The following is a 26,130-nucleotide window of genomic DNA, read 5'->3' on the forward strand; positions in this document are numbered from 1 at the left end:
CGGAAAATTCCCCGTCCTTGACGGCGAGCCTTGACGTTCAACCGCAGCCTGAAGGTGATATGTCGCCGGGACCTCAACGCTGCGGGGCCGAGCCGACCACGTTGAGGCTGGACTCCGGGTGGCCCTCGAAGGCCTGCTCGGCAGCGGTCGGCGACTCGAGCGGGTCGAAGGGGCGCCCCTGGTTCCCGGACTCGGGTGCACCCTGACCGGCGCCTGGCTGCCCACGTTCCGCGGAGCGCTCGGCAGAACGATCGTCGGAGTAGTCGCCCAGGCCATGCCCGACCACCATCTCCTCGTCGAACTTGTCCCGCCCGGAAAGCACGTTGTCAGCCTTGACCGGGTCGAATTCTCCGACCCACTTGCCGATGAGCATGGTGGCCACGGCATTGCCGGTGAAGTTGGTCAGGGCGCGGGCCTCGGACATGAACTTGTCGATGCCCACGATCACGCCCATGCCGCCGAGCAGCTGCGGCTGGTGTGCCTGGAGACCTGCAGCCAGGGTGGCCAGGCCGGCGCCGGTGACACCGGCGGCGCCCTTGGAAGCGATGATCATGAACACCAGCAGGCCGATCTGCTCGCCGAGGCTCATCTCCAGGCCCATGGCGTTGGAGACGAACAGGGCCGCCATGGTGAGATAGATGGCCGTCCCGTCCAGGTTGAAGGAGTACCCGGTGGGCACGGTGACGCCCACCACGGACTTGTGCACGCCGGCGTGCTCCATCTTGGCGATCAGGCGCGGCAGGGCGGACTCAGAGGAGGAGGTCGCGAAGATGAGCAGGTACTCGCGGCCCAGGTACTTCATCAGCTTGAAGATGCTCACGCCGGTGACGAGGCGGAGCAGGGTGCCGAGCACCACCACGATGAACACGACGCAGGTGGCATAGAAGGCGCCCATCAGCAGGGCCATGGCACCGATGGCGGACCAACCGGTGGAGCCCACGACGGCGGCGATGGCACCGAAGGCGCCGACCGGCGCGATCCACATGATCATCATGAGGATGCGGAACACCACACCCTGGATCAGGGTGAGGCCCTTGAGCAGCGGCTTTCCGGACTCACCCATGCCCTGGAGGGCAAAGCCCACCAGCAGGGCGACGAACAGCACCGGCAGCACCGGCACCGACCCTGGGATGATGTCCAGCAGGAACGCGACGGTCGGATCCAGGTCCGCCTGGGCGGCGTCAGGATCGTAGGGGGTCAGGGCCAGGCCCTCACCCGGGTGGACGAGGTTGCCGACCACGAGTCCGAGGCCCAGGGCGAAGGTGGACATGGCCATGAAGTACAGCAGCGCCAGGCCGCCCACCTTGCCCACGGTGGCGGCCTTCGCGATGGACCCGATGCCGAGCACGATGGTGCAGAAGATGACCGGGCCGATCATCATCTTGATGAGCGAGACGAAGCCGTCGCCCAGCGGCTTGAGGGACTTGCCGAACTCCGGGAACATCAGCCCGACGGCGGCCCCCAGGATCACCGAGGCGATCACCAGGATGTACAGCCAGTGTGTGCGGTCCTTCTTCTTCGCCGGCTTGGCCGGCATCCGGTCTGCTGCGGGACCCGACGCCGGTGGGCCGACGGGGGCGTGCCGCGTCGCGGCCTGGTCAGATGGGTTCGTCATGGGGGTGTCCTCTACAGTGGTGGCCGGTGACGCACGGTCTCTTCGTTGGGACGATCATCACCGTGGGATGTGCGTCACATCACCCTTGCGGTCATAAAGTTCATGGCGAAGAGCGAGGAATCACGGTGGGCAGGACGGCGGGATCGACGACGGGAGGCGGAGTGGACGAGCGACGCCTGCGCTCCCGCCACGACACGTCCAGAGCCTCCCGGCGTCCGTGGAGCATCGCCCGTCGGCTGGCGGTGGCCCAGTTGCTCGGCCTCCTGGTGCTCACCGTCGCCCTGGTGGCCGTCAGCTACCAGCAGACCAAGCGGACCGTCTACGGGCTGGAGCGGGACAATGTGCTCTCCACGGCGCGCCTGATCGCGGACGAGGAGCGGATCCGTGACGGCTTCCTGTCTGCCGACCCCAGCACGGCACTCCAACCGCTCACCACCGAGTTGGCCGCACAGGCCCAGGTGGACTGGGTGACGTTCTTCGGCACCGACTACGCCCGGGTCGCCCACCGGGACCCGGCCCAGAACGGCACCCGGTACCCGGACGACCTCTCTGCCGTCCTGGTTGGCCGGGACCAGGTCGACACGGTGGCCACCGGGCCCGCCGGCCTCTCCCTCCGCGCCCTGGTCCCCGTCCTGTCCTCGGATACCCCCGGGGCCGAGGTGGTCGGCATTGTCGGCGTGGGCCACCGCGTCTCCGAACTGGACATCGCGGCGACCGCCCAGATCCCGCGCATCCTGCTGGGCATGGGACTCGTCGCCGCCCTCGGGCTGGCCGGCTCCATCGCCCTGGGCCGCTATATCCGCCGGACCACCCACGGGCTCGGCCCGGAGGAGCTGGCCCATCGGTTCACTGTGCTGGACACCGCCCTGCACAACATCAACGAGGGCATGGTGCTGGTCTCCGGCACCGGCGAGCTGAGCCTGTACAACGACCGCGCGGCCGTCCTGCTCGGCCTCCCGCCCTTCGGCCACCGGCCAGACCACACACCGGGGACCGTCTCGCTCACGGATCTCGACCTGCCACGCCCACTGGCCGGACTGCTGGAGTCCGGCCGGGATACCCAGGACGAGCTGTTCGCCGTCCCCGGCCGCATCCTGGTGGTCAACCAGCACCGCACCCGCCCGGCCGGCCCACCGGCGCGGCTCCGGACACCGGTTGCGTGGCGGCGTGGACGGAGACAGCCGGCCCCGGCCGGCACCGACGGGGGCACGGTGGTGACGTTGTACGACCGCACGGAGGTGCAGGAGATGAACCGAGAGCTGGAGAGCACCCGGTCCCTGACCGATGCCCTGCGTGCCCAGACACATGAGCACGGCAACCGGTTGCACACGGTGCTGTCCCTCGTGGAACTGGGCCGAATCGATCAGGCTCGCGACCTGTTGGCCTCCGGTGTGGCGGCCGGCACCGCCCAACCGGGCCCGCTGGATCCCACCGGCGAACCGGCGGTACAGGCCCTGCTGGCGGCCAAGGCCGCCCAGGCCCGCGAGCGCGGGGTGCGGATGGACTACCGGATCGAGGTGGACTCCCCCACCGGATTCTCCGCACAGGATCTGGTGACGATCCTCGGCAACCTGGTGGACAACGCGATCGACGCGGCAGCGGAGCCAGCACGGCCGGCGGAGGACCGCTGGGTGGAGGCGGAGGCCCACACCGACGCCGGCTGGCTGGTCCTGCAGGTGGCCGACGGCGGTTCCGGCCCCTCCCCGGAGGACCGCGGACACGTGTTCGACCTGGGTTTCTCCACCAAGCCCGCAGGTTCCGCCGGCCGGGGCATCGGCCTCGCCCTGGTCCGGCAGACGGCGCTCTCGCTGGGCGGGGACGTGGAGCTGGCCCTGGATTCCGGCACCGTGTTCACCGTGGAGCTGCCCCTGCCGGCGGACGTCGTCCACCCACCACGGCGGCCGGCGGACAACACGCCACCCACGAGGACGGAAGGAGACCATCATGACCGGTGAGCGCGTGCTGATCGTGGAGGACGAGGTCCTGGCGGCAGACACCTACGGGGAGTACCTGGCCCAGGCCGGCGGCTACCGGCAGGTGCATCTCTCCCCCACCCTGGCCGACGCGGTGCGGTTCCTGTCCACCCAGTGGCGCGAACACGGCTCTTTCGGCGTGGACCTGGTGCTGCTGGACATGAACCTTCCGGACGGACACGGCTTGGAGGTGCTCCGCCGGATGCGATCGGCGGGATTCGCCGGGGCAGTGGTGGCCATGACCGCGGCCACCGACGTACCCACCATCCGCCAGGCCATGGCCCTGGGCGTGGTCCAGTACCTGGTGAAGCCCTTCGGCTATCCCGAATTCGCCGAACGCCTGCGAGCGGCACGGGAGTTGTCCACCGGCCTCGCCGGAACCGGGTCGGTCCGCAGCCAGGCGGAAGTGGACCGGGCGTTCCGCCATCGCGGCAGCACCGGCCCGGCCGCCCTGCCCAAGGGGCTGACCGAGGGCACCCTCGACGCCATCGTGGATCTGCTCCGCTCCGCCCCGGCTGCGGTCACCGGGCCTGCCCCGGACTCCGGCAGCAGCTCCGGCAACAGCTCAGGCAGCGGGCCCTCCGAGGCCGGCCCGGCGGCCGGACGCAGCGCCGGTGAGGTGGGGGCCGCCGTCGGGACGTCCCGGGTGACGGCACGGCGCTACCTGGAGCACCTCTTCCGGCAGGGACTGGTGGACCGCTCGCCCCGCTACGGCACGCCGGGACGGCCGGAGAACGAGTACCGCTGGTCCGGTCGCGGCCCCACGCCCGGATAGCCTACGGGCCGGTGCGGAGGGTCGGCGCGAGGGCGTCGAGCACGGAACGGTCCTCGATGGTGGAGGGCACCACGTACTCCTCGCCATCGGCCATCTGCCGCATGGTCTTGCGCAGGATCTTCCCGGACCGGGTCTTCGGCAGCGCGTCCACCACAGCCACCTGCTTGAAGTCGGCCACGGCGCCCACCGAAGTGCGGACGGTGGCGCGCAGCTCGGCCAGCAGCTCCTCCATCCCGGCGGCACCCTCGACCTCCACCCCGGATTTGAGCACCACGTAGCCGGAGGCCCGCTGGCCCTTGAGCGGGTCCGCCAATCCGATCACCGCGCACTCGGCCACCGCCGGGTGGGCGGCGAGCGCCTGCTCGAGGGCGCCCGTGGAGAGCCGGTGGCCGGCCACGTTGATGACGTCGTCCGTCCGGCCCATCACGAAGAGGTAGCCCTCCTCGTCCACCAGCCCCGAGTCGCCCGTGGCGTAGTACCCCTCGAAGGCGCTGAGGTAGGAGTCGATGAAGCGCTGGTCGTTGCCCCACAACGTGGTCAGGGTCCCCGGCGGCAGGGGCAACCGGAGACAGATGTTGCCCTCGATCCCGGCCTCCACGGGTTGCCCGCTCCCGTCCAGGATCTCCACCGCGTAGCCCGGAGTGGGCCGGGTGCAGGAGCCGGTCTTGATGGGCAGGGCCTCCAGTCCCACTGGGTTGGCGCCGATCGGCCAGCCCGTCTCGGTCTGCCACCAGTTGTCCACGATCGGCACCCCCAGCAGGTCACCGATCCAGCCCTGGGTCTCCGGATCCAGACGTTCCCCCGCCGCGAACAGCGTCTGGAGGGCCGACAAATCATGGTCCCCGGCCAGGGCTCCTTCCGGGTCCACCTTGCGGATGGCCCGCAGGGCGGTCGGTGCCGTGAACAGTGAGCGCACCCCGTGCTGGGCGGCCACCCGCCAGAACGCCCCGGCGTCCGGGGTCCCTACGGGCTTGCCCTCGTAGAGCACGGTGGTGGCCCCGACCAGCAGCGGCGCGTAGACGATATAGGAGTGCCCCACCACCCAGCCGACGTCCGAGGCGGTGAACATCGTCTGCCCGGGACCGACGTCGTAGATGTTCGCCATGGTCCAGGCCAAGGCGACCGCATGCCCGCCATGGTCCCGGACCACGCCCTTGGGCGAGCCGGTGGTCCCTGACGTGTAGAGGATGTACAGCGGATCCGTGGCGGCCACGTCCACGGGCGCCGCCGGCTGGGCCTCGGCCGCGGCCTCGTCCCAGTCGATCCACCGGGTTCCAGCCTCGGATGCGTTCCCGGCCTCATTCCCGACGCCGTCCCGCACACTGGCCCGCGCCCACTCCAAGCTGGTCTCGAAACCCTCGCGGTGCTTGGCCACCACAGCCTCGACCCGATGCTGCGCCAGGGCCACGGCCTCGGCCACCGCGGGCAGGTACTCCACCCGCCGATTCGGCTCGATGCCCCCGGAGGAGGTCACGATCGCCGTCGGCTTTGCGTCATCGATGCGCGCCGCCAGCTCCCGGGCCGCGAATCCGCCGAACACCACGGAGTGCACCGCACCGATCCGGGCGCAGGCCAGCATGGCGACGTGCGCCTCCGGCGTCATCGGCAGGTAGATGACCACACGGTCCCCCCGGCCGACGCCCAGGGACACCAGTACCCCCGCGAAGCGGGACACCCGGTCAGTCAGGTCCGCGTAGGTGATGTGCTCCACGGTGCCGAGCACCGCCGAGTCATAGATGATCGCGGTGCGCTCGCCGTGGCCGGCCGCCACGTGCCGGTCCAGACAGTTCACCGCCGTGTTCAACCGGGCCCCGGGGAACCACCGGTAGATCGGGGCCTCCGCGTCGTCCAGAGCTCGGGTGGGCGGCTCGGTCCAATCGATGGCACCGGCGGCCTCCAGCCAGAATCCTTCCGGGTCCTCGATGGACCTGCGGTAGATGGACTCGTACGACTCTGAGGGTGCAGAGGGCTCGGAGGGCGGGGTGGGCTCACGCATTGAGGACGTTGAGGACATGGGGCCAATCTAGAACGTGAGTCACGCCACGTCCACCCTGTGTATACGCAAAAGAGGTTCAAGGCCGAAAATTGGGCCGCATTTGGTCAGATTCTCCCCGAATCGCCCATATTTAGATATTTGTGTATACGCTAGGCCTTGTGAGAGCCAGTGAACGTGCCTACCGGACGCTGCGGCAGGAGATCATCGAAGGTCAGCTGCCTCCCGGGTCGATCCTGGGCGAGGTCGAGCAGTCGGCCCGCCTGGGCCTGTCCCGCACGCCGTTGCGCGAGGCCATCGGACGCCTGGTCTCCGAAGGTCTGGCCGCCCCCTCCAGCGGGCGCGGGACCGTGGTCACGGAGGTCTCCCTGGACGAGGCCGACGACCTGTTCGACCTGCGCACGGTGCTCGAGGGGCTGGCCGCACGTCGGGCGGCCGTGCACGCCGACCCGGAGGTCTTCGCTCAACTGGCCGCACACTTCGAGTCCGCCGTGGAACCACTGCGCCGCGGAGAGGATCCGGAGTCCTACTACGAGTTGACCACGGAGCTGGACGCCGCAGTGGATGCCGCCTGTGCCAACGCCTACCTGGCCCAGCACCTGCGGTCCCTGCGCGTTCACCTCGCGCGGCTGCGCCGCTTCTCCCGGAACGACCCGGCGCGGCTGGCGGCCTCGGCCACGGAGCATGCCTCCATCGCCCGGGCCCTGGCCGATCGGAACCCCGAACTGGCCGCCGCGACCACCACCCTGCACCTGCACCACGCCCTGGCACACCTGCAGTCACACCAGCCCATCGGCACCCAGACCCACCAGGCCCACCAGAACCGCCAGACCGGACCGGCCGAACCGGCCGGAACCACCCCCGACCACCCCACATCCACCTTGGAGAGGACCCCATGATCAACCACGACGTCCGCGTCTACCGTTCCGAAGAAAACCTGCAGCGCCAGGACCAGCTCGCCTGGAAGATGGCCGAGGTCGCCACCGACACCGTGGCCATCGACCCCGAGGTGGAGGAGATGGTCATCAACCGGATCATCGACAACGCCTCGGTGGCCATCGCCTCCCTGAACCGCGGACCGATCGTCGCCGCCCGTGCACAGGCCCTGACCCACGCACCCACGTCCGGCGGACAGGGAGCCTCCGTCTTCGGCATCACCGAGAAGGTCTCTCCGGAATGGGCCGCCTGGGCCAACGGCGTGGCCGTGCGCGAGCTGGACTACCATGACACCTTCTTGGCCGCCGAGTACTCCCACCCCGGGGACAACATCCCGCCGATCCTGGCGGTCGCCCAGCACAGCGGTGCCAGCGGCGCCGACCTGATCCGGGGCATCGCCACCGGCTACGAGCTCCAGGTGGACCTGGTCAAGGCCATCTGCCTGCACGCCCACAAGATCGACCATGTGGCCCACCTCGGCCCCTCCGCCTCGGCCGGCATCGGGACCCTGCTGGGCCTGGACACCGAGACGATCTTCCAGGCCATTGGCCAGGGCCTGCACACGACGACGGCGACCCGCCAGTCCCGCAAGGGCGAGATCTCCACGTGGAAGGCCCACGCCCCGGCCTTCGCCGGCAAGATGGCCGTCGAATCCGCCGACCGTGCCATGCGCGGCCAGACCTCGCCCGTGCCGATCTATGAGGGCGAGGACGGGGTCATCGCCTGGATGCTGGACGGACCGGACGCGCAGTACACGGTGCCCCTGCCGGAGCCCGGAGAGGCCAAGCGCGCCATCCTGGACACCTACACCAAGGAGCACTCCGCGGAGTACCAAGCCCAGGCCTGGATCGACCTGGCTCGCAAGCTGTACGGCGAGCACCCCGAGCTGGCCGATCCCGCCAACGTCGCCTCGATCGTCATCCACACCTCGCACCACACGCACTACGTGATCGGCTCCGGCGCGAACGACCCGCAGAAGTACGACCCGAAGGCCTCCCGCGAGACCCTCGACCACTCCATCCCGTACATCTTCACGGTGGCCCTGCAGGACGGCGCGTGGCACCACGTGGACTCCTACTCCCCGGAGCGGGCCGGACGGCCGGACACTGTGGAGCTGTGGCACAAGGTCACCACCGAGGAGGACCAGGAGTGGACCCGTCGGTACCACTCCCTGGACATCTCGGAGAAGGCCTTCGGCGGCCGGGTCGTCATCACCACCGCCTCCGGCGAGACCATCACGGACGAGATCGCCGTGGCCGATGCCCACCCGCTGGGCGCCCGCCCGTTTGCCCGGGAGCAGTACATCCACAAATTCCGCACCCTCGCCGAGGGCCTCGTGTCCCCCGAGGAGATCGAGCGCTTCCTCGACGCCGCCCAGCGCACCGCGTCCCTCGGCGCCGGCGAGCTGGACCAGCTGAACATCACCGCGGCCCCCGGCGTCATCGACCTGGCCGATGCCCCGAAGGGACTCTTCTGATGCTGTATTCGTCACTGACTGCCGCCGAGAAGCGAGTTCGCCTGCGGCAACTGCTGCAGCCCGGTGCCGCCGTGCAGTTCCCCGGTGCCTATACGCCCCTCTCCGGCAAACTGGTGGAGGAGCAGGGGTTCCAGGGGCTGTACATCTCCGGTGCGGTGCTGGCCAACGAGTTGGCCCTGCCGGACATCGGCCTGACCACGCTGACGGAGGTGGCCCAGCGGGCCGGGCAAATCGCCCGCGTCACGGACCTGCCAGCCATCGTGGACGCGGACACCGGTTTCGGAGAGCCGATGAACGTGGCCCGGACCATCCAGGAACTGGAGAACGCCGGGCTCGCCGGATGTCACATCGAGGACCAGATCAACCCCAAGCGCTGCGGCCACCTGGACAACAAGGCCGTGGTGGACCTGGCCACGGCCACCCAGCGGGTGGCGGCGGCTGCGAGCGCCCGCCGGGACGAGAACTTCCTGATCATGGCCCGCACCGATATCCGCGGGGTGGACGGCGCCGGCGGGCTGAACGCCGCTATCGACCGGGCCAAGGCCCTGGCAGACGCCGGCGCGGACTCCATCTTCCCGGAGGCCATGAAGGACCTGTCCGAGTTCGAGGCCGTCTGCAACGCGGTGGACGTGCCCGTACTGGCCAACATGACCGAGTTCGGCAAGTCCGAGCTGTTCACCCGCGAACAGTTGGCCTCCGCCGGCGTGGCCCTGGTGATCTACCCGGTGACACTGTTGCGCTCGGCCCTCGGTGCCATGGAGCGCACCTTGTCCACCATCCGCTCCGAGGGTACCCAGCAGGGCGCCGTCGGTGAGATGCTGACCAGGGCACGCCTCTACGAGCTCGTGGACTACGAGGGCTACAACGGCTTCGATTCCTCCGTCTTCAATTTCCCGGTTCCGGGGTTGGAGACCCGGACGGACTCCGGCGCAGACGCCTGAACCCGACCCGAATCCCGTCCCGAAAGGACACTCCCATGACTGACACTGAGATCAAGAAGGGCCTCGCCGGAGTGGTGGCGGACTACACCGCCATCTCCAAGGTCAACCCGGACACCAACTCCCTGCTCTACCGTGGCTATCCCGTGCAGGAGCTCGCCGCGTCGCTGCCGTTCGAGGCCGTGGCCTACCTGCTGCTGAACGGTGAGCTGCCCACGGACGCCCAGCTGGCTGCCTTCACGGACCACGAGCGCTCCAACCGGGCCCTGTCCCCGGATGTCAAGGCCGCCCTGGACGTGTTGCCGGTGGACTGCCACCCGATGGACTCGGTCCGTACCGCAGTGTCCATCCTGGGCGCCCAGCACCCGAAGTCGGAGGACTCCTCCCCGGAGGCCGAGATGGAGAAGGCGACGACCCTGTTCGCCCAGCTGCCCGCCGTCGTCGCCTATGAGCAGCGCCGACGCACCGCCGGTGGCCCGACCGAGCCGGTGGCGCCCCGGGAGGACCTGGACTACTCCCGGAACTTCCTGTGGATGACCTTCGGAGAGGAGGCCGATCCCGCCGTCGTCGATGCGTTCCGCGTCTCGATGGTGCTCTACGCGGAGCATTCCTTCAACGCCTCCACCTTCACCGCACGCGTCATCACCTCCACCCTGTCCGATCTGCATTCGGCGGTGACCGGGGCCATCGGGGCGCTCAAGGGCTCCCTGCACGGCGGCGCCAACGAGGCCGTCATGCACACCTTCGACGAGATTGGCATCCGGCCGGACGAGTCCCAGGATGAGGCCAAGGACCGCGCCAAGGCCTGGATGGAGGACGCCCTGACCCAGAAGAAGAAGGTCATGGGCTTCGGCCACCGCGTCTACAAGCACGGCGACTCACGCGTGCCGACCATGAAGAAGGCGCTCGACGCGATGATCGAGCACTTCGGCCGCCACGAGATCCTCGGGCTGTACAACGGGCTCGAGCAGGCCATGGACGAGGCCAAGGCCATCAAGCCGAACCTCGACTATCCCGCCGGCCCCACGTATCACCTGATGGGTTTCGACACCGAGCTGTTCACCCCGTTGTTCATCGCCGCCCGCATCACCGGGTGGACCGCGCACATCATGGAGCAGCGCGCCAACAATTCGCTGATCCGGCCGCTGTCCGCCTACAACGGTCCGGACGAACGGCACGTGCCGGGCGCCTGAGTCGGGCTGAACCCCAGAGACGACCTGGGCGGGGAGAGAACACGAAGTCCTCTCCCCGCCCGGGTCGTCTCTCAGTGCCGGTACTGCGGCAGCCGGATCAGGGTGCGGTCACCTCCAGCGAGGTGGCCACGTCCCGCAGGTCCACGTAGTCGTCCTCGTCGGACGGGACTGTCAGGGGACATCGACCTCCATGGAGGACATCACAGCCCGAAGCCCGGCGTACTCCTCGGTGTCCAGAACGGCCCGCATCGCGTCCTCGCCCTCCAGTCCGGTCGTCTCCTCGGCGGCATCCTGGGTGACGGTGCCGGAGAGGAAGGTGGCCGCACCGTGCTCGAAGCCCTCAGCCGGGGGCTGCTCGTAGAACCAGGCGGACCAGAACGACTCATCGGTCCCCTCTGGGTCAACGTCCTCGGGCATGTTGACGACCTGCACGGAGAGGAGGAACTCCTGGCCGTCGAAGCGCCCGGAGTCCTGGATGTCCTCGTTGGCCTGCAGCAGCGCCGCCCGGTACCAGACGGGCCCGGAGCCGGTGGCGTTCTCGCCTTCATTCACCGGGATCTCCGGCAATTCCTCGGCCTCCAGGACCCCGACCACGTCCGGCTTCGGTCCGTCATTGTCGGTGGGACCGATTCCGGTGGTGGCCCGGAATTCCACGGCCTGCTCGGCATCCTGGAACAGAACCTCCTCGTAGGGCACGCCCAGATAGTCCAGGTTCTCCTCGTTGTAGTCCTCCTGGCTGGCGGTCCAGGTCTCCGGGAAGGTCCAGGTGAAGGTACCGGACTCGGTGGTGTAGGTCTGCGTTGGTCCGGCCAGCGGATCACGGTCGGTGTCCTCGGACGGCGAAGAGGGCGATGATGTCTCCGTCTCCATGGTGGTCTGGTCGGCGGTGGGACTCGGGCTCTCCGTGACGGTCTCGACCGGGCTCGAACTGGGATCGGTCGTGGCGGAGGGCGATTCCGCGGGCTCGTCAGCGGTGCCGCAGGCGCTCAGCACCAGGCCGGCACTGAGCCCGAGCCCCACGGCGGCCGACAGTCGGTGGCGGGCTACTGCTCGGGCGCGTCGCCCTACCTGGATGGTCCGGTCAGCGGTGCTGTTCATCGTGATCCCCTCGTCTGCCTCCGGGCGCTCCGTACAGCACCGCTTCGGCGGGTGGTAGCCCGGTGGTAGTCCGACCGTAGGTCGCCCCGAGGGACGTCGTCCGGCTCTCACCATCTGAGCATCAACCCGTGAGCGATGTCATCACCGTCCGGCCCGACGTTGTGGGATCGTGATGCCCTCTCCCCGGCCTAGTGGAGGGCGCGGGGGTGCGCCGCGGCGTAGACCTCGCGCAGCGTGTCCGCCGTGACCAGGGTGTAGACCTGCGTGGTGGTGACGGAGGCGTGCCCCAGCAACTCCTGCACCACGCGCACGTCCGCGCCGCCCTCCAGTAAATGGGTGGCGAACGAGTGCCGCAGCGTGTGCGGGGAGACCTCGGCATCGATGTGCGCCCGCTCCCCGGCCTTCTTGAGAATCGTCCACGCCGACTGTCGGGAGAGCCGTCCACCGCGCTGGTTGAGGAACAGCGCGGGGCCCCCGGTCCCGGGCTGACCGGCCAGCGTGGGACGTCCGCGGACCAGCCAGGCCTCCAGGGCGGTGGCCGCGTAGGAACCCAGCGGGACGATGCGCTCCTTGGAGCCCTTCCCGAACAGGCGGACGACGGCGGTGCCGAACTCCCCCGGTCCGGTCACCCCGGGCTCGGTTCGGTTACCTTGGAGGTTGGAATCGTCCAGGGGGCCGCGGACGGCTCCGACCACGTCGTCGACGTCCAGCCCGACCGCCTCGGAGATGCGGGCACCCGTGGCATAGAGGAACTCGAGCAGCGCCCGGTCCCGCAGGCCGGCCGGGGTGTCCGTGGGCACCGCCTCCAGCAGGGCGGTCACCTGGTCCACCCGGATTGCCTTGGGCAGTTCCTGGGCCGGCCGAGGAGGGGTGACGTCCTGGGCCGGGTCCGTCTCCGTGACCTGTTCCAGGGTCCAGAAGCGGTGCATGCCACGGACGGCGACGATGGTCCGGGCGGCGGACCGCGGTGAGAGCGGGTGCCCGCCATCGGCACCGGTGGCCAGGGCCTGGAGGAACCCGGTCACATGCCGGCGCTCGACCTGACGGGGCTCGTCCACTCCCTGGCCTTGCAGCCACGCCAGGTAACGGCTCATGTCCCGGCGGTAGGCGGCCAGGGTATGGGGGGACATGCCCCGCTCGACGGTCAGGTGGTCCAGGTACGCCTCGGCCGGACGGGCCAGGGTGCGCGGCGGACCGTCCGCGGGCTCGGCACTCACGATGGGTCACTCATGCCGGCCCGCTCACGTTGAAACCGGACGGCCGTGCCAGGGCGCGTCCGCAGGACGCAGGTCGGCGTAGCCGCCTTCTCGGTGGGCGACGAGGGCGAGGAGGCCCACCACGGAGGAGGGATTGCGGAGCCGACCGGCCAGCACGGCCTGAACGGCTTCTGTCACGGGCACCCAGGCCAGCGGCATACCGGCCTCCTCACCGGTGCGTTCGTGGCGTTCCCCCACCGGGACCGGGGACAGGTCCCGGGCCAGGAACACCCGGATTCCCTCCGAGGAGGACCCCGGGGTGGTGTAGAAGTCGGCGAGGACATCCCACCGGTCCGCGCGCAGGTCGGCTTCCTCGGCCAGTTCCCGCCGGGCAGCCTCGACCAGGTGCTCCCCCGGGACGTCGAGCAGTCCGGCGGGGATCTCCCAGAGCTCCTCGCCCACGGGGTGCCGGTACTGCCGGATCATCCGGACCCGGTCCTGATCATCCAGGGCCACCACGGCCACGGCCCCGGGGTGGCGGATGAACTCGCGGACCAACAGGTCCGGGTGATCGACGTCCGGGCCACCCGCGCCCTCCCCCGCTGCGTCGCTCGGCACCATCAGGAAGGCCTCGCGGGTGACGTCCCACACCGCACCCGCGAAGGCCGTCTCGGTGTGGACCGCGGGCCGCACGGCGGGCACGTCCGCGAGCGGGCCGCCGTCGTGCTCGGTGTACGGGGCGAGTGGAGGAGTCAGATGCGTCATGGGGTTACCGGGTGTCCTTGCTGATCAGCCCGCGGTGCGGGTGTTCCGGTGTTCCAGTCCGGCGGCCACGAGTCCGGCGAACAGTGGGTGCGGACGGGTCGGCCGGGACTTGAACTCCGGGTGGGCCTGGGTGGACACGTAGTACGGATGGACGTCCGCCGGCAGCTCCACGAACTCCACGAGGGTGCCGTCCGGGGAGGTTCCGGAGATGACCAGCCCTGCCTTCTCCAACCGGTCTCGGTACTCGTTGTTGACCTCGTAGCGATGGCGGTGCCGCTCGGTGACCTCGGTGGCCCCGTAGGCCCGGGCGACCGCGGAGCCCTCCCGCAGGGTGGCCGGATAGGAGCCCAGGCGCATGGTGCCGCCGAGGTCACCGCCACCGGAGACGAAGCGCTCTTGCTCCGCCATGGTGGCGATCACGGGGTGCTCGGTGTCCGGTTCGAACTCGGTCGAGGAGGCCTGGGAGAGTCCCAGCACGTTGCGGGCGTACTCCATGACCATGGTCTGCAACCCCAGGCACAAGCCGAGGGTCGGGATGCCGTTCTCACGGGCATGGCGCAGGGCGCCGATCTTGCCGTCGAGCCCGCGGACCCCGAAACCGCCCGGGACACAGATGGCGTCGACGCCGTCCAGGGCCTTCCGTGCGCCGGCCTCGGTCTCGCAGTCGTCTGAGGGAACCCAGCGGATGGAGACCGTCGCGTCATTACCGAAGCCACCGGCCCGCAGGGCCTCCGTGACGGAGAGATAGGAGTCCGGCAGGTCGATGTACTTGCCGACCAGGGCGATCTCCAGCGCATGCTTCGGGTGGTGGACCGCGCCGATCAGGCGGTCCCAGGTGGACCAGTCGACGTCCTTGAACTTCAGGTCCAGCGCCTGCACCACGTAGGCGTCGAGGCCTTGGGCATGGATGACCTTGGGGATGTCGTAGATGGAGGGGGCATCGGCGCAGTTGATGACCGCATCAGTGTCCACGTCGCACATGCGGGCGATCTTGTCCCGCACGTCGGCCGGCACCTCGCGGTCCGAGCGGATGACGATGGCGTCCGGCTGGATACCAATCGAGCGCAGCGCCGCCACCGAGTGCTGGGTGGGCTTGGTCTTCAGCTCGTGGGAGGGGCCGATGTAGGGCACCAGAGACACATGCACGAAGAACACGTTGTCCCGTCCGATGTCCTGGCGGACCTGGCGTGCGGCTTCCAGGAACGGCTGCGACTCGATGTCACCGACCGTTCCACCGATCTCCGTGATGATGACGTCCGGCGCCGGGCGGTCCGCGGCGGCCCGGTCCTGCTGGTCTCCGCCCACGGAGGCGTCCTCCGTGGCCGGCAGTCGCATCCGGCGCTTGATCTCGTCCGTGATGTGCGGGATGACCTGGACGGTGTCCCCGAGGTAGTCACCCCGGCGTTCCTTCTCGATGACGGTCGAGTACACCTGTCCGGTGGTGACGTTGTTGAGGCCGTCGAGGTCCTCGTCCAGGAACCGTTCATAGTGGCCGATGTCCAAGTCGGTCTCGGCCCCGTCCTCCGTGACGAAGACCTCGCCGTGCTGGAAGGGGTTCATGGTACCGGGATCGACGTTCAGGTACGGATCCAGCTTCTGCATGGTCACGGAGAGGCCCCGTGCCCTCAGGAGATGACCCAGGGAGGATGCCGTGAGCCCCTTTCCGAGGGAAGAGGCCACGCCGCCGGTCACGAAGATCTGGCGGGTCGCGTTGGGCGTTTTCTGGAATCGAGAAGATTTATGCACCACGGAGTTCGATCGTAGCACCCGTTCAGGCGTGCGAGGCCTCGAGGAGTTCTCGCGCGTGATCGCGAGCCGCCCCGGAGTCAGCGCGGCCGGCCAGCATCCTGGCCAGCTCCCCCACCCGCTCCTCGCCCTCGAGGCTCGCGACGTCCGAAGTAGTGAACCCGGCATCGCCGTCAGAGTTCTTCGTGACCTTCAGGTGCCGGTCCGCGAACGCCGCCACCTGCGGCAGGTGCGTGACCACGATGACCTGAACGTGCCCAGCCAACCGGGCCAGGCGCCGGCCGATCTGGACGGCGGCCTCTCCGCCGACGCCGGCATCCACCTCGTCGAATACGAAGGTGGGGACCGGGTCCGTGGCGGCCAGGACCACCTCCAGCGCCAGCATCACGCGGGAGAGCTCACCACCGGAGGCACCCTTGCCCAGGGGCCGCGGTTCGGCGCCGGCATGGGGCTGGAGGAGGAGTTGGACCTCGTCGGCACCGTGGGGCCCCGGCTGACCGCCGGCGGTGACGGTGGCGTGGAACGTGGCGTCCGGCATCGACAGGGCGTGCAGCTCCTCGCTGACCAGCCCGGAGAGGGTGGCTGCGCCTGCCGTCCTCAGCCGCGTCAGCTCACTCGCACCGGACAGTACGTGTTGTTCGAGGCGGGCGACCTCGGCGGTGAGTTCCTCGATGCGCCCGGTGTCCCCCTGCAGGGCCTCCAGCCGCGGCCGGTGGGTCTCGGCCCACCGGATCACGTCGGTGAGTTCGGGCCCGTAGAGGCGCATCAGCCGGGTCAGTTCGGCCAGCCGGGACTGGGCGCTGTCCAGGTCGGAGGCGGCGTCGTCATCCAGGCGAGCCGCGTAGCCGGCCAGATCTCCGGAGACATCGGCCAGAAGGATCCCCACCTCCGCCAGTCGCTGGGACAGTCCGGTGAGCTCGTCATCCTGTCCCGGGGCCTGCAGCAGGGACTGCCGGGCGGCCTCGATGAGGGCCTCGGCCGACGGGATCTCCACCGCGTCAGCGGCATCCCCGCCGGCGAGGTGGGTGTGGGCGCCTAGGGAGGCCGCGCGCAGCTCCTCGACGTTCTCCAGTCGCTGGATGAGGGCCCTGACCTCCTCGTCCTCCCCCGCCCGGACCGCGGCGTTGTCGATCTCCTCGAGGGAGCGCTGCAGGTTCTCGGCCTCGCGGGCCCGGTCCTGCTCGTTGCTGGTGATCTCCTCGAGTTCCGCGGCCGCCCGCCTCCAGGCCTCGAAGTCCCGCTGGTAGACGGACAGGGTCTCGGTCAGCTCCGAACCGGCGAAGGAGTCCAGGGCATGGCGCTGGGCGGCCGGGGACTTCAACCTCAGCTGGTCGGTCTGGCCATGGACGGCCACGAGGTGTTCGCCGAGCTCACCCAGCAGGGCCACGGGCACGCCGCGCCCTCCGGCCGAGGCCCGCGAGCGTCCCGAGGACCCGGCGGCCCCCACGGACCGGGTGACCACGAGTGCCACGTCCCCGCGGCTTCCTGCCGGTGCGCCGACGTCGGGCGAGGCCTCGGGCACGGCGTCCGTTTCCGGTCGGGCGCCCCGGTCCGGAGTCTCCTCGTCCAGCACCGCTCCGGCGTCCGTGGCGATCTCGACGGCGGCATGACCGGCGTTCAGCCGGAAGCCGGCCTCCACGGTGGCCCGGGAGGCCCCGTGCCGGACGGCGCCGGCATCCGCCCGGGCCCCCAGCAGGAGGTTGAGGGCCGTGACGACCATGGTCTTGCCGGCGCCGGTCTCGCCGGTCACCACAGTGAAGCCGGGATCCAGTTCGACGGCGGCGTCACCGATGACGCCCAGCCCGTTGATGGACAGGTATTCGATCATGCCTGGTCGGCTCCTCCGCTGGGCGTGTCCGGCTCGTCGCTGCCCTCGTCCGGGGTGATCCCCGAGCGCGCGATCCCCAGGCGCTCATCCTGCGCCGATACCACGGGCAGGGCGGCCGTGGCCGGCGGGACCACGCCGGGGCGGGGCGCCAGGTGATGGGGTTCCACGATTGAGACTCCGCGGGAGGAGGGGTCCCCCTCGGGTTGACGGGATGCGGTCCGGGCCTCCCGGGCGGCGGCCTCGGCCCGGTCCTGTTCGGTGACGGGACCGCGCCAGCCCTTGGTGGGCAGGTTGAACTTGCGCACGAGCCGCTCGGTGAAGGGCGTGCGGGACAACCGGGCGATCCGCACCGGTTGCGGTGAGCGGGTGACCTCGACGCGGGAGCCGAGGGGCAGGTCCACGGTGCGGCGGCCATCGCACCAGAGCACGCCCGGCTCGTTGGTGCGCGGCAGCACCTCGACGGTGAGCACCGAGTCCGGAGACACGACGAGGGGCTTGGCGAACAGGGCATGGGCGCTGATCGGCACCATGAGCATGGCCTGGACCTCCGGCCACACCACGGGGCCGCCGGCCGAGAAGGCGTAGGCCGTGGACCCCGTGGGCGTGGCCATCACCACGCCGTCGCAGCCGTACGTGGAGATGGGGCTGCCGTCCACGGCGGTGACGACCTCGAGCATGCGCTCACGGTTGGACTTCTCCACGCTGGCCTCGTTCAACGCCCAGGTGCGGGCCACGAGTTCCTCACCCTGGAAGACCCGGACGTCGATCGCCATACGCTCCTCGACGCTGTAGTCCTGCGCCACCACGGCCTCGACGGTGCGGGAGAGGTCGGTGCGCTCGGATTCGGCCAGGAAGCCCACGTGGCCCAGGTTGACGGCGAGCAGCGGCAGGCCGGAATCACGGACGAGCTCCGCGGCGCGCAGCACGGAGCCGTCCCCGCCGAGGACCACACCCAGGGAGACCTCACTCAGGGAACAGTCCACGTCCAGGGTCTGTGGGGCAGACTCCAGCGGGGGCACGACGCCGGCCCGTTCGGCCTCGCGGATCGCCGTCACGTCACGGGCCAGGAGCACCGGTGCCAGTCCGGCCTCCTGCAGTTTGGCGCAGGTGTGGACGGCTGCCCGGATGGCGTCCTCGCGGCCGGTATGGGCAAGGACCAGGATTGAGCGGGGCATGGCCCAAGGATACCCACGTCCAGGCCGGATCCGGCCGCACCTGCCGGGCTGTGGACGAGGGCCGTTCCTTCAGGCCCAGTCGACCGTCTGGTCGCCGAGCCACTCGGCACCGGTGTCGGTTGCCATCGCGTCGGCCTCCGTCTCGGGGCGGTCCAGCCACAGGAAGAACTCCACGTTGCCGTCCTGCCCCGGCAGCGGCGACCGGGCGATGCCGCGGGGGCTCAGCCCCGCGTCCAGGGCAGCGTCAAGCACAACGGTGACCGCCCGGCGTCGCTGATCCGGGTCCAGGACGACCCCGGTCTTGGGCAGGGCGCGGCGGCCGACTTCGAATTGCGGCTTGACCATGAGGACCAGGTCCGCGCCCGGCCGGCACACCCCCGCCAGCGGTGACATCACCAGACGTAGGGAGATGAAGGACAGGTCCGAGACCACCAGGTCCACCGCTCCGCCGAGGTGCTCCGGCGTGAGGTCACGGACGTTGCACCCCTCGTGGACGTCGACGCGCTGATCGGCGCGTAACGTCTCGACCAGCTGGTCATGCCCGACGTCCACCGCGACCACCTGCTGGGCCCCCGCCCGGAGCAGGACATCCGTGAACCCTCCCGTGGACGCCCCGGCGTCCAGGCACCGCCGGCCGGCCGTCACGACGTCGGCGAACAGCTCCAGCGCGCCGGCCAGCTTGTGCCCGGCCCGGGAGACGTACCGTGGCCCGCTGGAGCGCAGGGCCACCACATCGTCGGGGGCGCACTTCAGGGACGCCTTCGTGGCGATGACGCCGTTGACGATGACCTCGCCCGCGACGATGAGTCCGGCCGCCTCACTGCGGGAGCGGGCCAAGCCGCGAACGGCCAGGGCGATGTCGAGGCGGGTGCGGTCGCCGCTGCCGGCGGTCCTGGGACTGCTCATGACAGCCCGGGCAGCCGTGGTTGTTCCTCCAGCAGCTGCGCCAAGGCGTCCAGCGCCTCACGGTAGGCCGCGATCTCCTCGTCGGGGCTCAGCTCATCGGCGCCGGCGAGACCGGCCAGGATCTGGTCGGCGGCCGGGTCACCGGTGGTGGCCGGGATCCACTCGGTCGGCTGGGATGGCTGGGACGACTCGGTCATGGCTGCCGCTCCCGCCGGGGTGCGCGGGAGCGTGCTTCCACCGCGGTGTCAGCCAGGAGCATCGGCAGCGAGGGAATGATCCAGGTGGGCTGGTGATCCGCTGGGGCCGCCGCGGCGGTCATTTCGGTGTCCACGCCGGTCAGCACGAGAGCGGTGGCGAAACCGGCCCGATTGCCTCCGAGGATGTCCGTGTCTAGACGGTCACCGACGACCAGTGGGTTGCGGGATCCTACGGCCTCGGCAGCCAGATGGAACAAGACCGGTTCGGGTTTGCCGGCCGCCAGCGGCCGGGTCCCGGTCGCCCGGGACACCGCCTCGATCAGGGCACCGTTGCCGGGCGCGATCCCCTCGGCACGGGGAATGGTCAGGTCCGTATTGGTCGCGATCCATCGGGCACCCCCCTTGAGGGCATAGGAGGCCTGCGCCAGGTCGGCCCAGGAGACCGAGGGGTCGAATCCCTGGATCACAGCGTCGGGACGCTCGGCCGCCGTCGCCACCACCTGGTGACCCGCTTCCGACACCAGGCCACGCAAGTATTCCGAGCCGACCACCAGAACCTTCGCCGGGACGGGACACCCCCCGGAGGAAGCCCCGCCCGCCGTCGGGTGCGTTCCGGTCCGGGACAGCTCCTGGTTCAGCAGGGCCACCCCTGCCGCAGCTGAACCGAAGACCTGGTCCCCGGTCACCTCGAGACCGAAGCCGCGCAGGTGGTCGGCCACGGCATCCGGGGACCTCGACGCATTGTTGGTCACGTAGACGACAGGGATACCGCGCCGCCCTAACTCATGCAGGGTCGGCACGGCACCGTCGATGGCCTCCGTCCCGGCGTACACGACACCGTCCAGGTCACACAGGACAGCGTCATGGTCTCCGAAGAACACCGCTTCCGTCATGGATCAGCGGTCTCCGCGGTCCAGATCGTCTGCGGAGACCTCACCCTCGGTCTCCTGCGGGTCCTCCGCCTCGGGGGACGGCTCCTCGGCTTCCACCCGCTGAGAAGTCACCATGGAACCCAAGTCCTCCTCGTCCAGCCCGTCTCCGTCCGCCTGGCTGACCTCTTGGTCGTTCTCTTGGTCGTCTTGTTGGTCGTTCTGCTGGTCGTCCGAAGACACCCCCGGGGGCACCAGGTCACGGGCACGGGGCCGGTCCTCGGAGCCGTCATCGTCCAGTCCGAAGTCGATGATCTCGGGATCCTCGAAGGCACCGATGCCCAGGGCCCGATCAGCCACACTGGCCTGGCGCCGCCACGCCTTGGCTTCCTCGCCACGGCCGGCTTCAGTCAGGACGTCGGCATAGGCGCGGAACAGACGGGGACTGAACGAGAAACCGCGATGCCGATCGAGCTCGGGAACCCGCAGCGCTGCCAGGGCAGAGTCGATGTCTCCCTGGTCACGATGGATGCCGGAGAGCACCATGGCCAGCTCGGCCCGGATCGCCTTCTCCAGGGACGCATGGTCGACGTCGCCTGCAAGTTCCAGGGCCTTGTCAAGCCGACCGAGGGCACGTTCACTGTCCACCATCTCTGGCAGGTGGGTGTTGTCCCCAGTGATGCGGCGGTAGGTCCGGAATTCGCGTAGCGCCTCCGCGTACTGTCCAGCCCCATAGGCGGTCAGGCCGACGGCCTCACGGACGCAGCCGAGACGGCCGCCCCGCCGACTGGCGGCCAGGGCGTGTTCGAAGGCCAGCTGCGGATCGATGTCCAGCAGCCGGCCGGCCATCACCAGGTGACGTGCCACCCACGGACGGTTGCGTTCGTCCAAGGTGTCCAGCTCGCGGCTGGTCGCGCGGTCGAGCTCCTTGCCAGTCACATCCTCATCGATCTCAGGGGACTTGGCCCGGTCCGGGCGGTTGGAACTGCGCAGGTCCCCCGGGTTGTGGGCAGAACCCCGATTCTCGGCGCGCGGGCCACCGTCCCGTGAGCCACGGCGGTCATGCCGGGCTCCACCGCGTTCCGGCCCACCCTCCCGGCGGGGACCGCCACCACGGCCGTCATCCCGGCGGGGACCGCCGTAACCACCACGGGACCCGGAACCGGATCCCCGCTCGGGCCGTCCACCGCCGTGACGGCGCGGACGGTCAGACGAGCCGGAGCGCTCCTCGTTCTCGGACATCCTGATGATCCTCTCCTCGGTCTTGATGACGGCGGCAGCACGCATGGCGTACTCCGACCGACAGCTTCACAATCGTAGCCGACACGCTTAAACAAGAAGGGCCCCGCACTCGTGTGCGGGGCCCTTCCCTCAATGGTTGTCCGGCGGCGTCCTACTCTCCCACATCCTCCCGGATGCAGTACCATCGGCGCAGTGGGCCTTAGCTTCCGGGTTCGGAATGGGACCGGGCGTTTCCCCCACGCTATGACCGCCGTAACCCTGTTACCACCTCTGTCGACACTCACACCCCGTCACAGGGGGTGGGTGTTCGGTCGGGGGTAGTCTCTGGTTTCCCTGCCCCACACCGCCGTCCCCTGGTGTTGAGCCCGGGGTGGGGTGGTGTGGTTCGAGGGGGGTTACAACTTACCTTGTTGCACTGTTCAGTTTTTCCGCCCCGTCCGCACTGTCCCATCGATGATGGTCCCGTGCCGGGGTGGTGGTTCGGTTGGTTGTTGTTCCGCAACCGCATAGTGGACGCTACGCATCTGGCCCTCTCATACCCTTTGAAGCGTGTATGAGAGATGCTTGTGTGTATAAGTTATCGGCCTATTAGTACCGGTCGGCTTCACAAGTCGTTAGTCCTTGCTTCCACGTCCGGCCTATCAACCCAGTGATCTGCTGGGGGCCTCCCGACCCGAAGGTCGTGGAAATCTCATCTCGAAGCTGGCTTCCCGCTTAGATGCTTTCAGCGGTTATCCTTCCCGAACGTAGCTAATCAGCGGTGCACCTGGCGGTACAACTGACATACCAGAGGTTCGTCCGTCCCGGTCCTCTCGTACTAAGGACAGACCTTCTCAAATTTCCTGCGCGCGCAGAGGATAGGGACCGAACTGTCTCACGACGTTCTGAACCCAGCTCGCGTACCGCTTTAATGGGCGAACAGCCCAACCCTTGGGACCTACTCCAGCCCCAGGATGCGACGAGCCGACATCGAGGTGCCAAACCATGCCGTCGATATGGACTCTTGGGCAAGATCAGCCTGTTATCCCCGAGGTACCTTTTATCCGTTGAGCGACGGCCGTTCCACAACGGGCCGCCGGATCACTAGTCCCGACTTTCGTCCCTGCTCGAGCTGTCGCTCTCACAGTCAAGCCCCCTTGTGCACTTGCACTCGACACCTGATTGCCAACCAGGCTGAGGGGACCTTTGGGCGCCTCCGTTACATTTTGGGAGGCAACCGCCCCAGTTAAACTACCCATCAGGCACTGTCCCTGACCCGGATCACGGGCCGAAGTTAGATGTCCAGAGTGACCAGAGTGGTATTTCAACGATGACTCCACACGAACTAGCGTCCATGCTTCAACGTCTCCCACCTATCCTACACAAGCCACACCGAACACCAATACCAAACTATAGTAAAGGTCTCGGGGTCTTTCCGTCCTTCTGCGCGTAACGAGCATCTTTACTCGTAGTGCAATTTCGCCGAGTTCACAGTTGAGACAGCGGGGAAGTCGTTACTCCATTCGTGCAGGTCGGAACTTACCCGACAAGGAATTTCGCTACCTTAGGATGGTTATAGTTACCACCGCCGTTTACTGGGGCTTAAATTCTCAGCTTCGCTCGTGAGAGCTAACCGGTCCTCTTAACCTTCCAGCACCGGGCAGGAGTCAGTCCGTATACATCGTCTTGCGACTTCGCACGGACCTGTGTTTTTGATAAACAGTCGCTTCCCCCTGGTCTCTGCGGCCCATACACCCTCCACACAGCAAGTGTGCTTCAGGCTCAGGGCCCCCCTTCTCCCGAAGTTACGGGGGCATTTTGCCGAGTTCCTTAACCATGATTCTCTCGATCGCCTTAGTATTCTCTACCTGACCACCTGTGTCGGTTTGGGGTACGGGCGGCTAGAACCTCGCGTCGATGCTTTTCTTGGCAGCATAGGATCACCGGATCCCCCACCTAGTGGGGGCCTATCGGGTCTCAGGCACACGCCTGGCGGATTTGCCAACCAGACACCCTACACCCTTGGACCAGGTCAATTCCATTGCCTGGCCCGGCTACCTTCCTGCGTCACACCTGTTAATACGCTTGCCTTATCGGTTCAGGTCCCGCGCTCCCCTACCACGTCCCCCGAAGGGGATCCAGGCAGGTTCGGGCGGTTAGTATCACCGACTCAGCATGGGCGGTTCTTCGCCGGTACGGGAATATCAACCCGTTGTCCATCGACTACGCCTGTCGGCCTCGCCTTAGGTCCCGACTTACCCAGGGCAGATTAGCTTGACCCTGGAACCCTTGGTCATCCGGCGGACGGGTTTCTCACCCGTCTTTCGCTACTCATGCCTGCATTCTCACTCGTGCACAATCCACCGACGCTTACGCCCCGGCTTCACCTCGTACACGACGCTCCCCTACCCACCCAACTTACGTTGAATGCCACGGTTTCGGCGGTGTGCTTGAGCCCCGCTACATTGTCGGCGCGGAATCACTTGACCAGTGAGCTATTACGCACTCTTTCAAGGGTGGCTGCTTCTAAGCCAACCTCCTGGTTGTCACAGCAACTCCACATCCTTTCCCACTTAGCACACGCTTAGGGGCCTTAACCGGTGGTCTGGGCTGTTTCCCTCTCGACCATGAAGCTTATCCCCCACGGTCTCACTGCCACGCTCTCACTTCCCGGCATTCGGAGTTTGGCTGACGTCAGTAACCTTGTAGGGCCCATCTGCCATCCAGTAGCTCTACCTCCGGGAAGAAACACGTGACGCTGCACCTAAATGCATTTCGGGGAGAACCAGCTATCACGGAGTTTGATTGGCCTTTCACCCCTACCCACAGCTCATCCCCTCCATTTTCAACTGAAGTGGGTTCGGTCCTCCACGCGCTCTTACACGCGCTTCAACCTGGCCATGGGTAGATCACTCCGCTTCGGGTCTAGACCGTGCCACTCAAACGCCCTATTCAGACTCGCTTTCGCTACGGCTTCCCCACACGGGTTAACCTTGCGACACAGCACTAACTCGCAGGCTCATTCTTCAAAAGGCACGCCGTCACCCCTCAAGGCTCCGACGGATTGTAGGCACATGGTTTCAGGTACTATTTCACTCCCCTCCCGGGGTGCTTTTCACCATTCCCTCACGGTACTGATCCGCTATCGGTCAACAGGTAGTATTCAGGCTTACCAGGTGGTCCTGGCAGATTCACACGGGATTTCTCGGGCCCCGTGCTACTCGGGCACACTCTCTAAGCGGCGGTACGCATTCGCACTACGGGACTCTCACCCTCTACGGTCAGCCATCCAAAGCTGTTCGCATATACGCCCGCTCCTCACCACCCCAAGCCGGCAGACCTGGGACGAAAGGGCCCACAACCCCGACCACGCAACCCCTGCCGGGTATCACACGTGAACGGTTTAGCCCCATCCGCTTTCGCTCGCCACTACTCACGGAATCACTTTTGTTTTCTCTTCCTGCAGGTACTGAGATGTTTCACTTCCCTGCGTTCCCTCCAACCGGCCTATGTGTTCAACCGGCGGTCACACACTCGTAGGTGTGCGGGGTTCCCCCATTCGGAAATCCTGGAATCAACGTCCGGTTATCGACTCCTCCAGGCTTATCGCAGATTCCCACGTCCTTCATCGGCTCCTGTTGCCAAGGCATCCACCATGCGCCCTGAAAAACTTAGCCACACAAGGCCAAGCCCTCAATGAGCAACACCCACCACCAACCACCCACCAAAAGCAGGAGGTCAACAACGGGTGTATCAAAAGATGACTACATTCTCGGCGCCACCACACACCACCAGGGGGCGATATGCGGCAGCAATAAAAATAAGATGCTCGCGTCCACTATGCAGTTCCCAAACAACAACCCGCACCACACCTCCCACACCAACCCACAAAAGGAGTCAATGCTTCAGCATGGCCGGAACCAGACCACAGGCCCGGAACAACCACCCCACACCACACCACCACCCCCCAACAAAGGGAGACGATCATGCGCTGCACGAGCAGCCGGTCCTGTTGTCCCAGGACCCAACAGTGTGCCAACACCCCAACCCATCCAAACCAGCAGTCCTTCCACACGACGGCGCGACATCCCGGGCAACACCCAAGACGCCCATTCCAGACGCAGTACTACGACCACCAGCCGGTACGGCCAGGGCACTATTCGTTGATGTTCCACCCATGAGCAACTCGCCGACCCACGAACGGGGCCGCTACGAGCACTACACCTGAA

18 protein-coding genes and 2 rRNA genes are annotated in these 26,130 nt (G+C 67.9%); 6 read left to right on the forward strand and 14 right to left on the reverse strand.

Features of this window, described 5'->3' with window-relative positions:
• Nucleotides 1-73: 73 nt before the first annotated feature.
• Nucleotides 74-1,537: a cation:dicarboxylate symporter family transporter gene (locus tag C8E99_RS06025; RefSeq protein ID WP_115931529.1), complete on the reverse strand. Its 1,464-nt coding sequence runs from the start codon at nt 1,535-1,537 to the stop codon at nt 74-76.
• A 239-nt stretch (nt 1,538-1,776) separates the two neighbouring features.
• Between C8E99_RS06025 and C8E99_RS06030 the strand changes: the two genes are divergently transcribed.
• Both C8E99_RS06030 and C8E99_RS06035 read left to right on the forward strand, forming a co-directional pair.
• Nucleotides 1,777-3,570, forward strand: a complete 1,794-nt coding sequence (locus C8E99_RS06030) for a sensor histidine kinase (protein ID WP_170144535.1) — start codon at nt 1,777-1,779, stop codon at nt 3,568-3,570.
• A complete protein-coding gene (locus tag C8E99_RS06035) occupies nt 3,560-4,363 on the forward strand; it encodes a response regulator (protein WP_115931531.1) in 804 nt (267 codons plus the stop codon). The genes C8E99_RS06030 and C8E99_RS06035 overlap by 11 nt, the downstream gene beginning before the upstream one ends.
• 1 nt (nt 4,364) lies before the next feature.
• Here C8E99_RS06035 and C8E99_RS06040 read toward each other — a convergent pair whose 3' ends face one another.
• Nucleotides 4,365-6,377 (reverse strand): AMP-binding protein, encoded by a 2,013-nt coding sequence (locus C8E99_RS06040; RefSeq protein WP_115931532.1) that lies wholly within the window; start codon nt 6,375-6,377, stop codon nt 4,365-4,367.
• Nucleotides 6,378-6,517: 140 nt separating this feature from the next.
• Between C8E99_RS06040 and C8E99_RS06045 the strand changes: the two genes are divergently transcribed.
• The 4 genes from C8E99_RS06045 to C8E99_RS06060 are packed head-to-tail and all read left to right on the forward strand — an operon-like array spanning nt 6,518 to nt 10,900.
• Nucleotides 6,518-7,255 carry a GntR family transcriptional regulator gene (locus C8E99_RS06045; protein WP_115931533.1) on the forward strand — a complete coding sequence of 246 codons (738 nt, stop codon included), beginning with the start codon at nt 6,518-6,520 and terminating at the stop codon, nt 7,253-7,255.
• A complete protein-coding gene (locus C8E99_RS06050) occupies nt 7,252-8,769 on the forward strand; it encodes an MmgE/PrpD family protein (protein ID WP_115931534.1) in 1,518 nt (505 codons plus the stop codon). Before C8E99_RS06045 ends, C8E99_RS06050 begins: the two co-directional genes overlap by 4 nt.
• On the forward strand, nt 8,769-9,710 hold the full coding sequence (gene prpB / locus C8E99_RS06055) for a methylisocitrate lyase (protein ID WP_115931535.1): 942 nt from the start codon (nt 8,769-8,771) through the stop codon (nt 9,708-9,710). The genes C8E99_RS06050 and prpB overlap by 1 nt, the downstream gene beginning before the upstream one ends.
• A gap of 35 nt (nt 9,711-9,745) precedes the next feature.
• A complete protein-coding gene (locus C8E99_RS06060) occupies nt 9,746-10,900 on the forward strand; it encodes a bifunctional 2-methylcitrate synthase/citrate synthase (protein ID WP_115931536.1) in 1,155 nt (384 codons plus the stop codon).
• Nucleotides 10,901-11,071: 171 nt separating this feature from the next.
• Here the strand turns inward: C8E99_RS06060 and C8E99_RS06065 are convergent, their stop codons facing one another.
• The 12 genes from C8E99_RS06065 to C8E99_RS06120 form a co-directional block, all read right to left on the reverse strand.
• Nucleotides 11,072-11,998 (reverse strand): hypothetical protein, encoded by a 927-nt coding sequence (locus C8E99_RS06065; RefSeq protein ID WP_115931537.1) that lies wholly within the window; start codon nt 11,996-11,998, stop codon nt 11,072-11,074.
• A 188-nt stretch (nt 11,999-12,186) separates the two neighbouring features.
• Entirely contained in the window at nt 12,187-13,215 is a 1,029-nt protein-coding gene (gene xerD / locus C8E99_RS06070; protein WP_281269057.1) for a site-specific tyrosine recombinase XerD, read from the reverse strand.
• A gap of 24 nt (nt 13,216-13,239) precedes the next feature.
• Nucleotides 13,240-13,959: an NUDIX domain-containing protein gene (locus C8E99_RS06075; RefSeq protein ID WP_115931539.1), complete on the reverse strand. Its 720-nt coding sequence runs from the start codon at nt 13,957-13,959 to the stop codon at nt 13,240-13,242.
• Nucleotides 13,960-13,983: 24 nt separating this feature from the next.
• Nucleotides 13,984-15,726 (reverse strand): CTP synthase, encoded by a 1,743-nt coding sequence (locus C8E99_RS06080; RefSeq protein ID WP_115931540.1) that lies wholly within the window; start codon nt 15,724-15,726, stop codon nt 13,984-13,986.
• Between the two features lie 4 nt (nt 15,727-15,730).
• Complete coding sequence (locus C8E99_RS06085; protein ID WP_115931541.1) at nt 15,731-17,533, reverse strand: DNA repair protein RecN; 1,803 nt, start codon at nt 17,531-17,533, stop codon at nt 15,731-15,733.
• On the reverse strand, nt 17,530-18,708 hold the full coding sequence (locus tag C8E99_RS06090) for an NAD kinase (protein WP_115931542.1): 1,179 nt from the start codon (nt 18,706-18,708) through the stop codon (nt 17,530-17,532). The genes C8E99_RS06085 and C8E99_RS06090 overlap by 4 nt, the downstream gene beginning before the upstream one ends.
• Nucleotides 18,709-18,777: 69 nt before the next feature.
• A complete protein-coding gene (locus C8E99_RS06095) occupies nt 18,778-19,614 on the reverse strand; it encodes a TlyA family RNA methyltransferase (RefSeq protein ID WP_115931543.1) in 837 nt (278 codons plus the stop codon).
• Nucleotides 19,611-19,811 (reverse strand): hypothetical protein, encoded by a 201-nt coding sequence (locus tag C8E99_RS06100; RefSeq protein WP_115931544.1) that lies wholly within the window; start codon nt 19,809-19,811, stop codon nt 19,611-19,613. The genes C8E99_RS06095 and C8E99_RS06100 overlap by 4 nt, the downstream gene beginning before the upstream one ends.
• Nucleotides 19,808-20,704: an HAD-IIA family hydrolase gene (locus C8E99_RS06105; protein ID WP_115931545.1), complete on the reverse strand. Its 897-nt coding sequence runs from the start codon at nt 20,702-20,704 to the stop codon at nt 19,808-19,810. The genes C8E99_RS06100 and C8E99_RS06105 overlap by 4 nt, the downstream gene beginning before the upstream one ends.
• A 3-nt stretch (nt 20,705-20,707) precedes the next feature.
• A complete protein-coding gene (locus C8E99_RS06110; RefSeq protein ID WP_115931546.1) occupies nt 20,708-21,967 on the reverse strand; it encodes a tetratricopeptide repeat protein in 1,260 nt (419 codons plus the stop codon).
• Nucleotides 21,968-22,060: 93 nt separating this feature from the next.
• Nucleotides 22,061-22,177, reverse strand: a 5S ribosomal RNA gene (gene rrf / locus C8E99_RS06115).
• A gap of 313 nt (nt 22,178-22,490) precedes the next feature.
• Nucleotides 22,491-25,578, reverse strand: a 23S ribosomal RNA gene (locus C8E99_RS06120).
• Nucleotides 25,579-26,130 lie beyond the last annotated feature (552 nt).

The organism is Citricoccus muralis (assembly GCF_003386075.1).
Classification (GTDB): domain Bacteria; phylum Actinomycetota; class Actinomycetes; order Actinomycetales; family Micrococcaceae; genus Citricoccus; species Citricoccus muralis.

Coding starts and splice junctions, on each gene's coding strand:
- C8E99_RS06025 (WP_115931529.1), bottom strand. CDS start 1,537: ATGCCGGCCAAGCCGGCGAAGAAGAAGGACCGCACACACTGGCTGTAC.
- C8E99_RS06035 (WP_115931531.1), top strand. CDS start 3,560: ATGACCGGTGAGCGCGTGCTGATCGTGGAGGACGAGGTCCTGGCGGCA.
- C8E99_RS06040 (WP_115931532.1), bottom strand. CDS start 6,377: ATGTCCTCAACGTCCTCAATGCGTGAGCCCACCCCGCCCTCCGAGCCC.
- C8E99_RS06050 (WP_115931534.1), top strand. CDS start 7,252: ATGATCAACCACGACGTCCGCGTCTACCGTTCCGAAGAAAACCTGCAG.
- prpB (WP_115931535.1), top strand. CDS start 8,769: ATGCTGTATTCGTCACTGACTGCCGCCGAGAAGCGAGTTCGCCTGCGG.
- C8E99_RS06060 (WP_115931536.1), top strand. CDS start 9,746: ATGACTGACACTGAGATCAAGAAGGGCCTCGCCGGAGTGGTGGCGGAC.
- C8E99_RS06065 (WP_115931537.1), bottom strand. CDS start 11,998: ATGAACAGCACCGCTGACCGGACCATCCAGGTAGGGCGACGCGCCCGA.
- C8E99_RS06075 (WP_115931539.1), bottom strand. CDS start 13,959: ATGACGCATCTGACTCCTCCACTCGCCCCGTACACCGAGCACGACGGC.
- C8E99_RS06085 (WP_115931541.1), bottom strand. CDS start 17,533: ATGATCGAATACCTGTCCATCAACGGGCTGGGCGTCATCGGTGACGCC.
- C8E99_RS06090 (WP_115931542.1), bottom strand. CDS start 18,708: ATGCCCCGCTCAATCCTGGTCCTTGCCCATACCGGCCGCGAGGACGCC.
- C8E99_RS06095 (WP_115931543.1), bottom strand. CDS start 19,614: ATGAGCAGTCCCAGGACCGCCGGCAGCGGCGACCGCACCCGCCTCGAC.
- C8E99_RS06100 (WP_115931544.1), bottom strand. CDS start 19,811: ATGACCGAGTCGTCCCAGCCATCCCAGCCGACCGAGTGGATCCCGGCC.
- C8E99_RS06105 (WP_115931545.1), bottom strand. CDS start 20,704: ATGACGGAAGCGGTGTTCTTCGGAGACCATGACGCTGTCCTGTGTGAC.
- C8E99_RS06110 (WP_115931546.1), bottom strand. CDS start 21,967: ATGCGTGCTGCCGCCGTCATCAAGACCGAGGAGAGGATCATCAGGATG.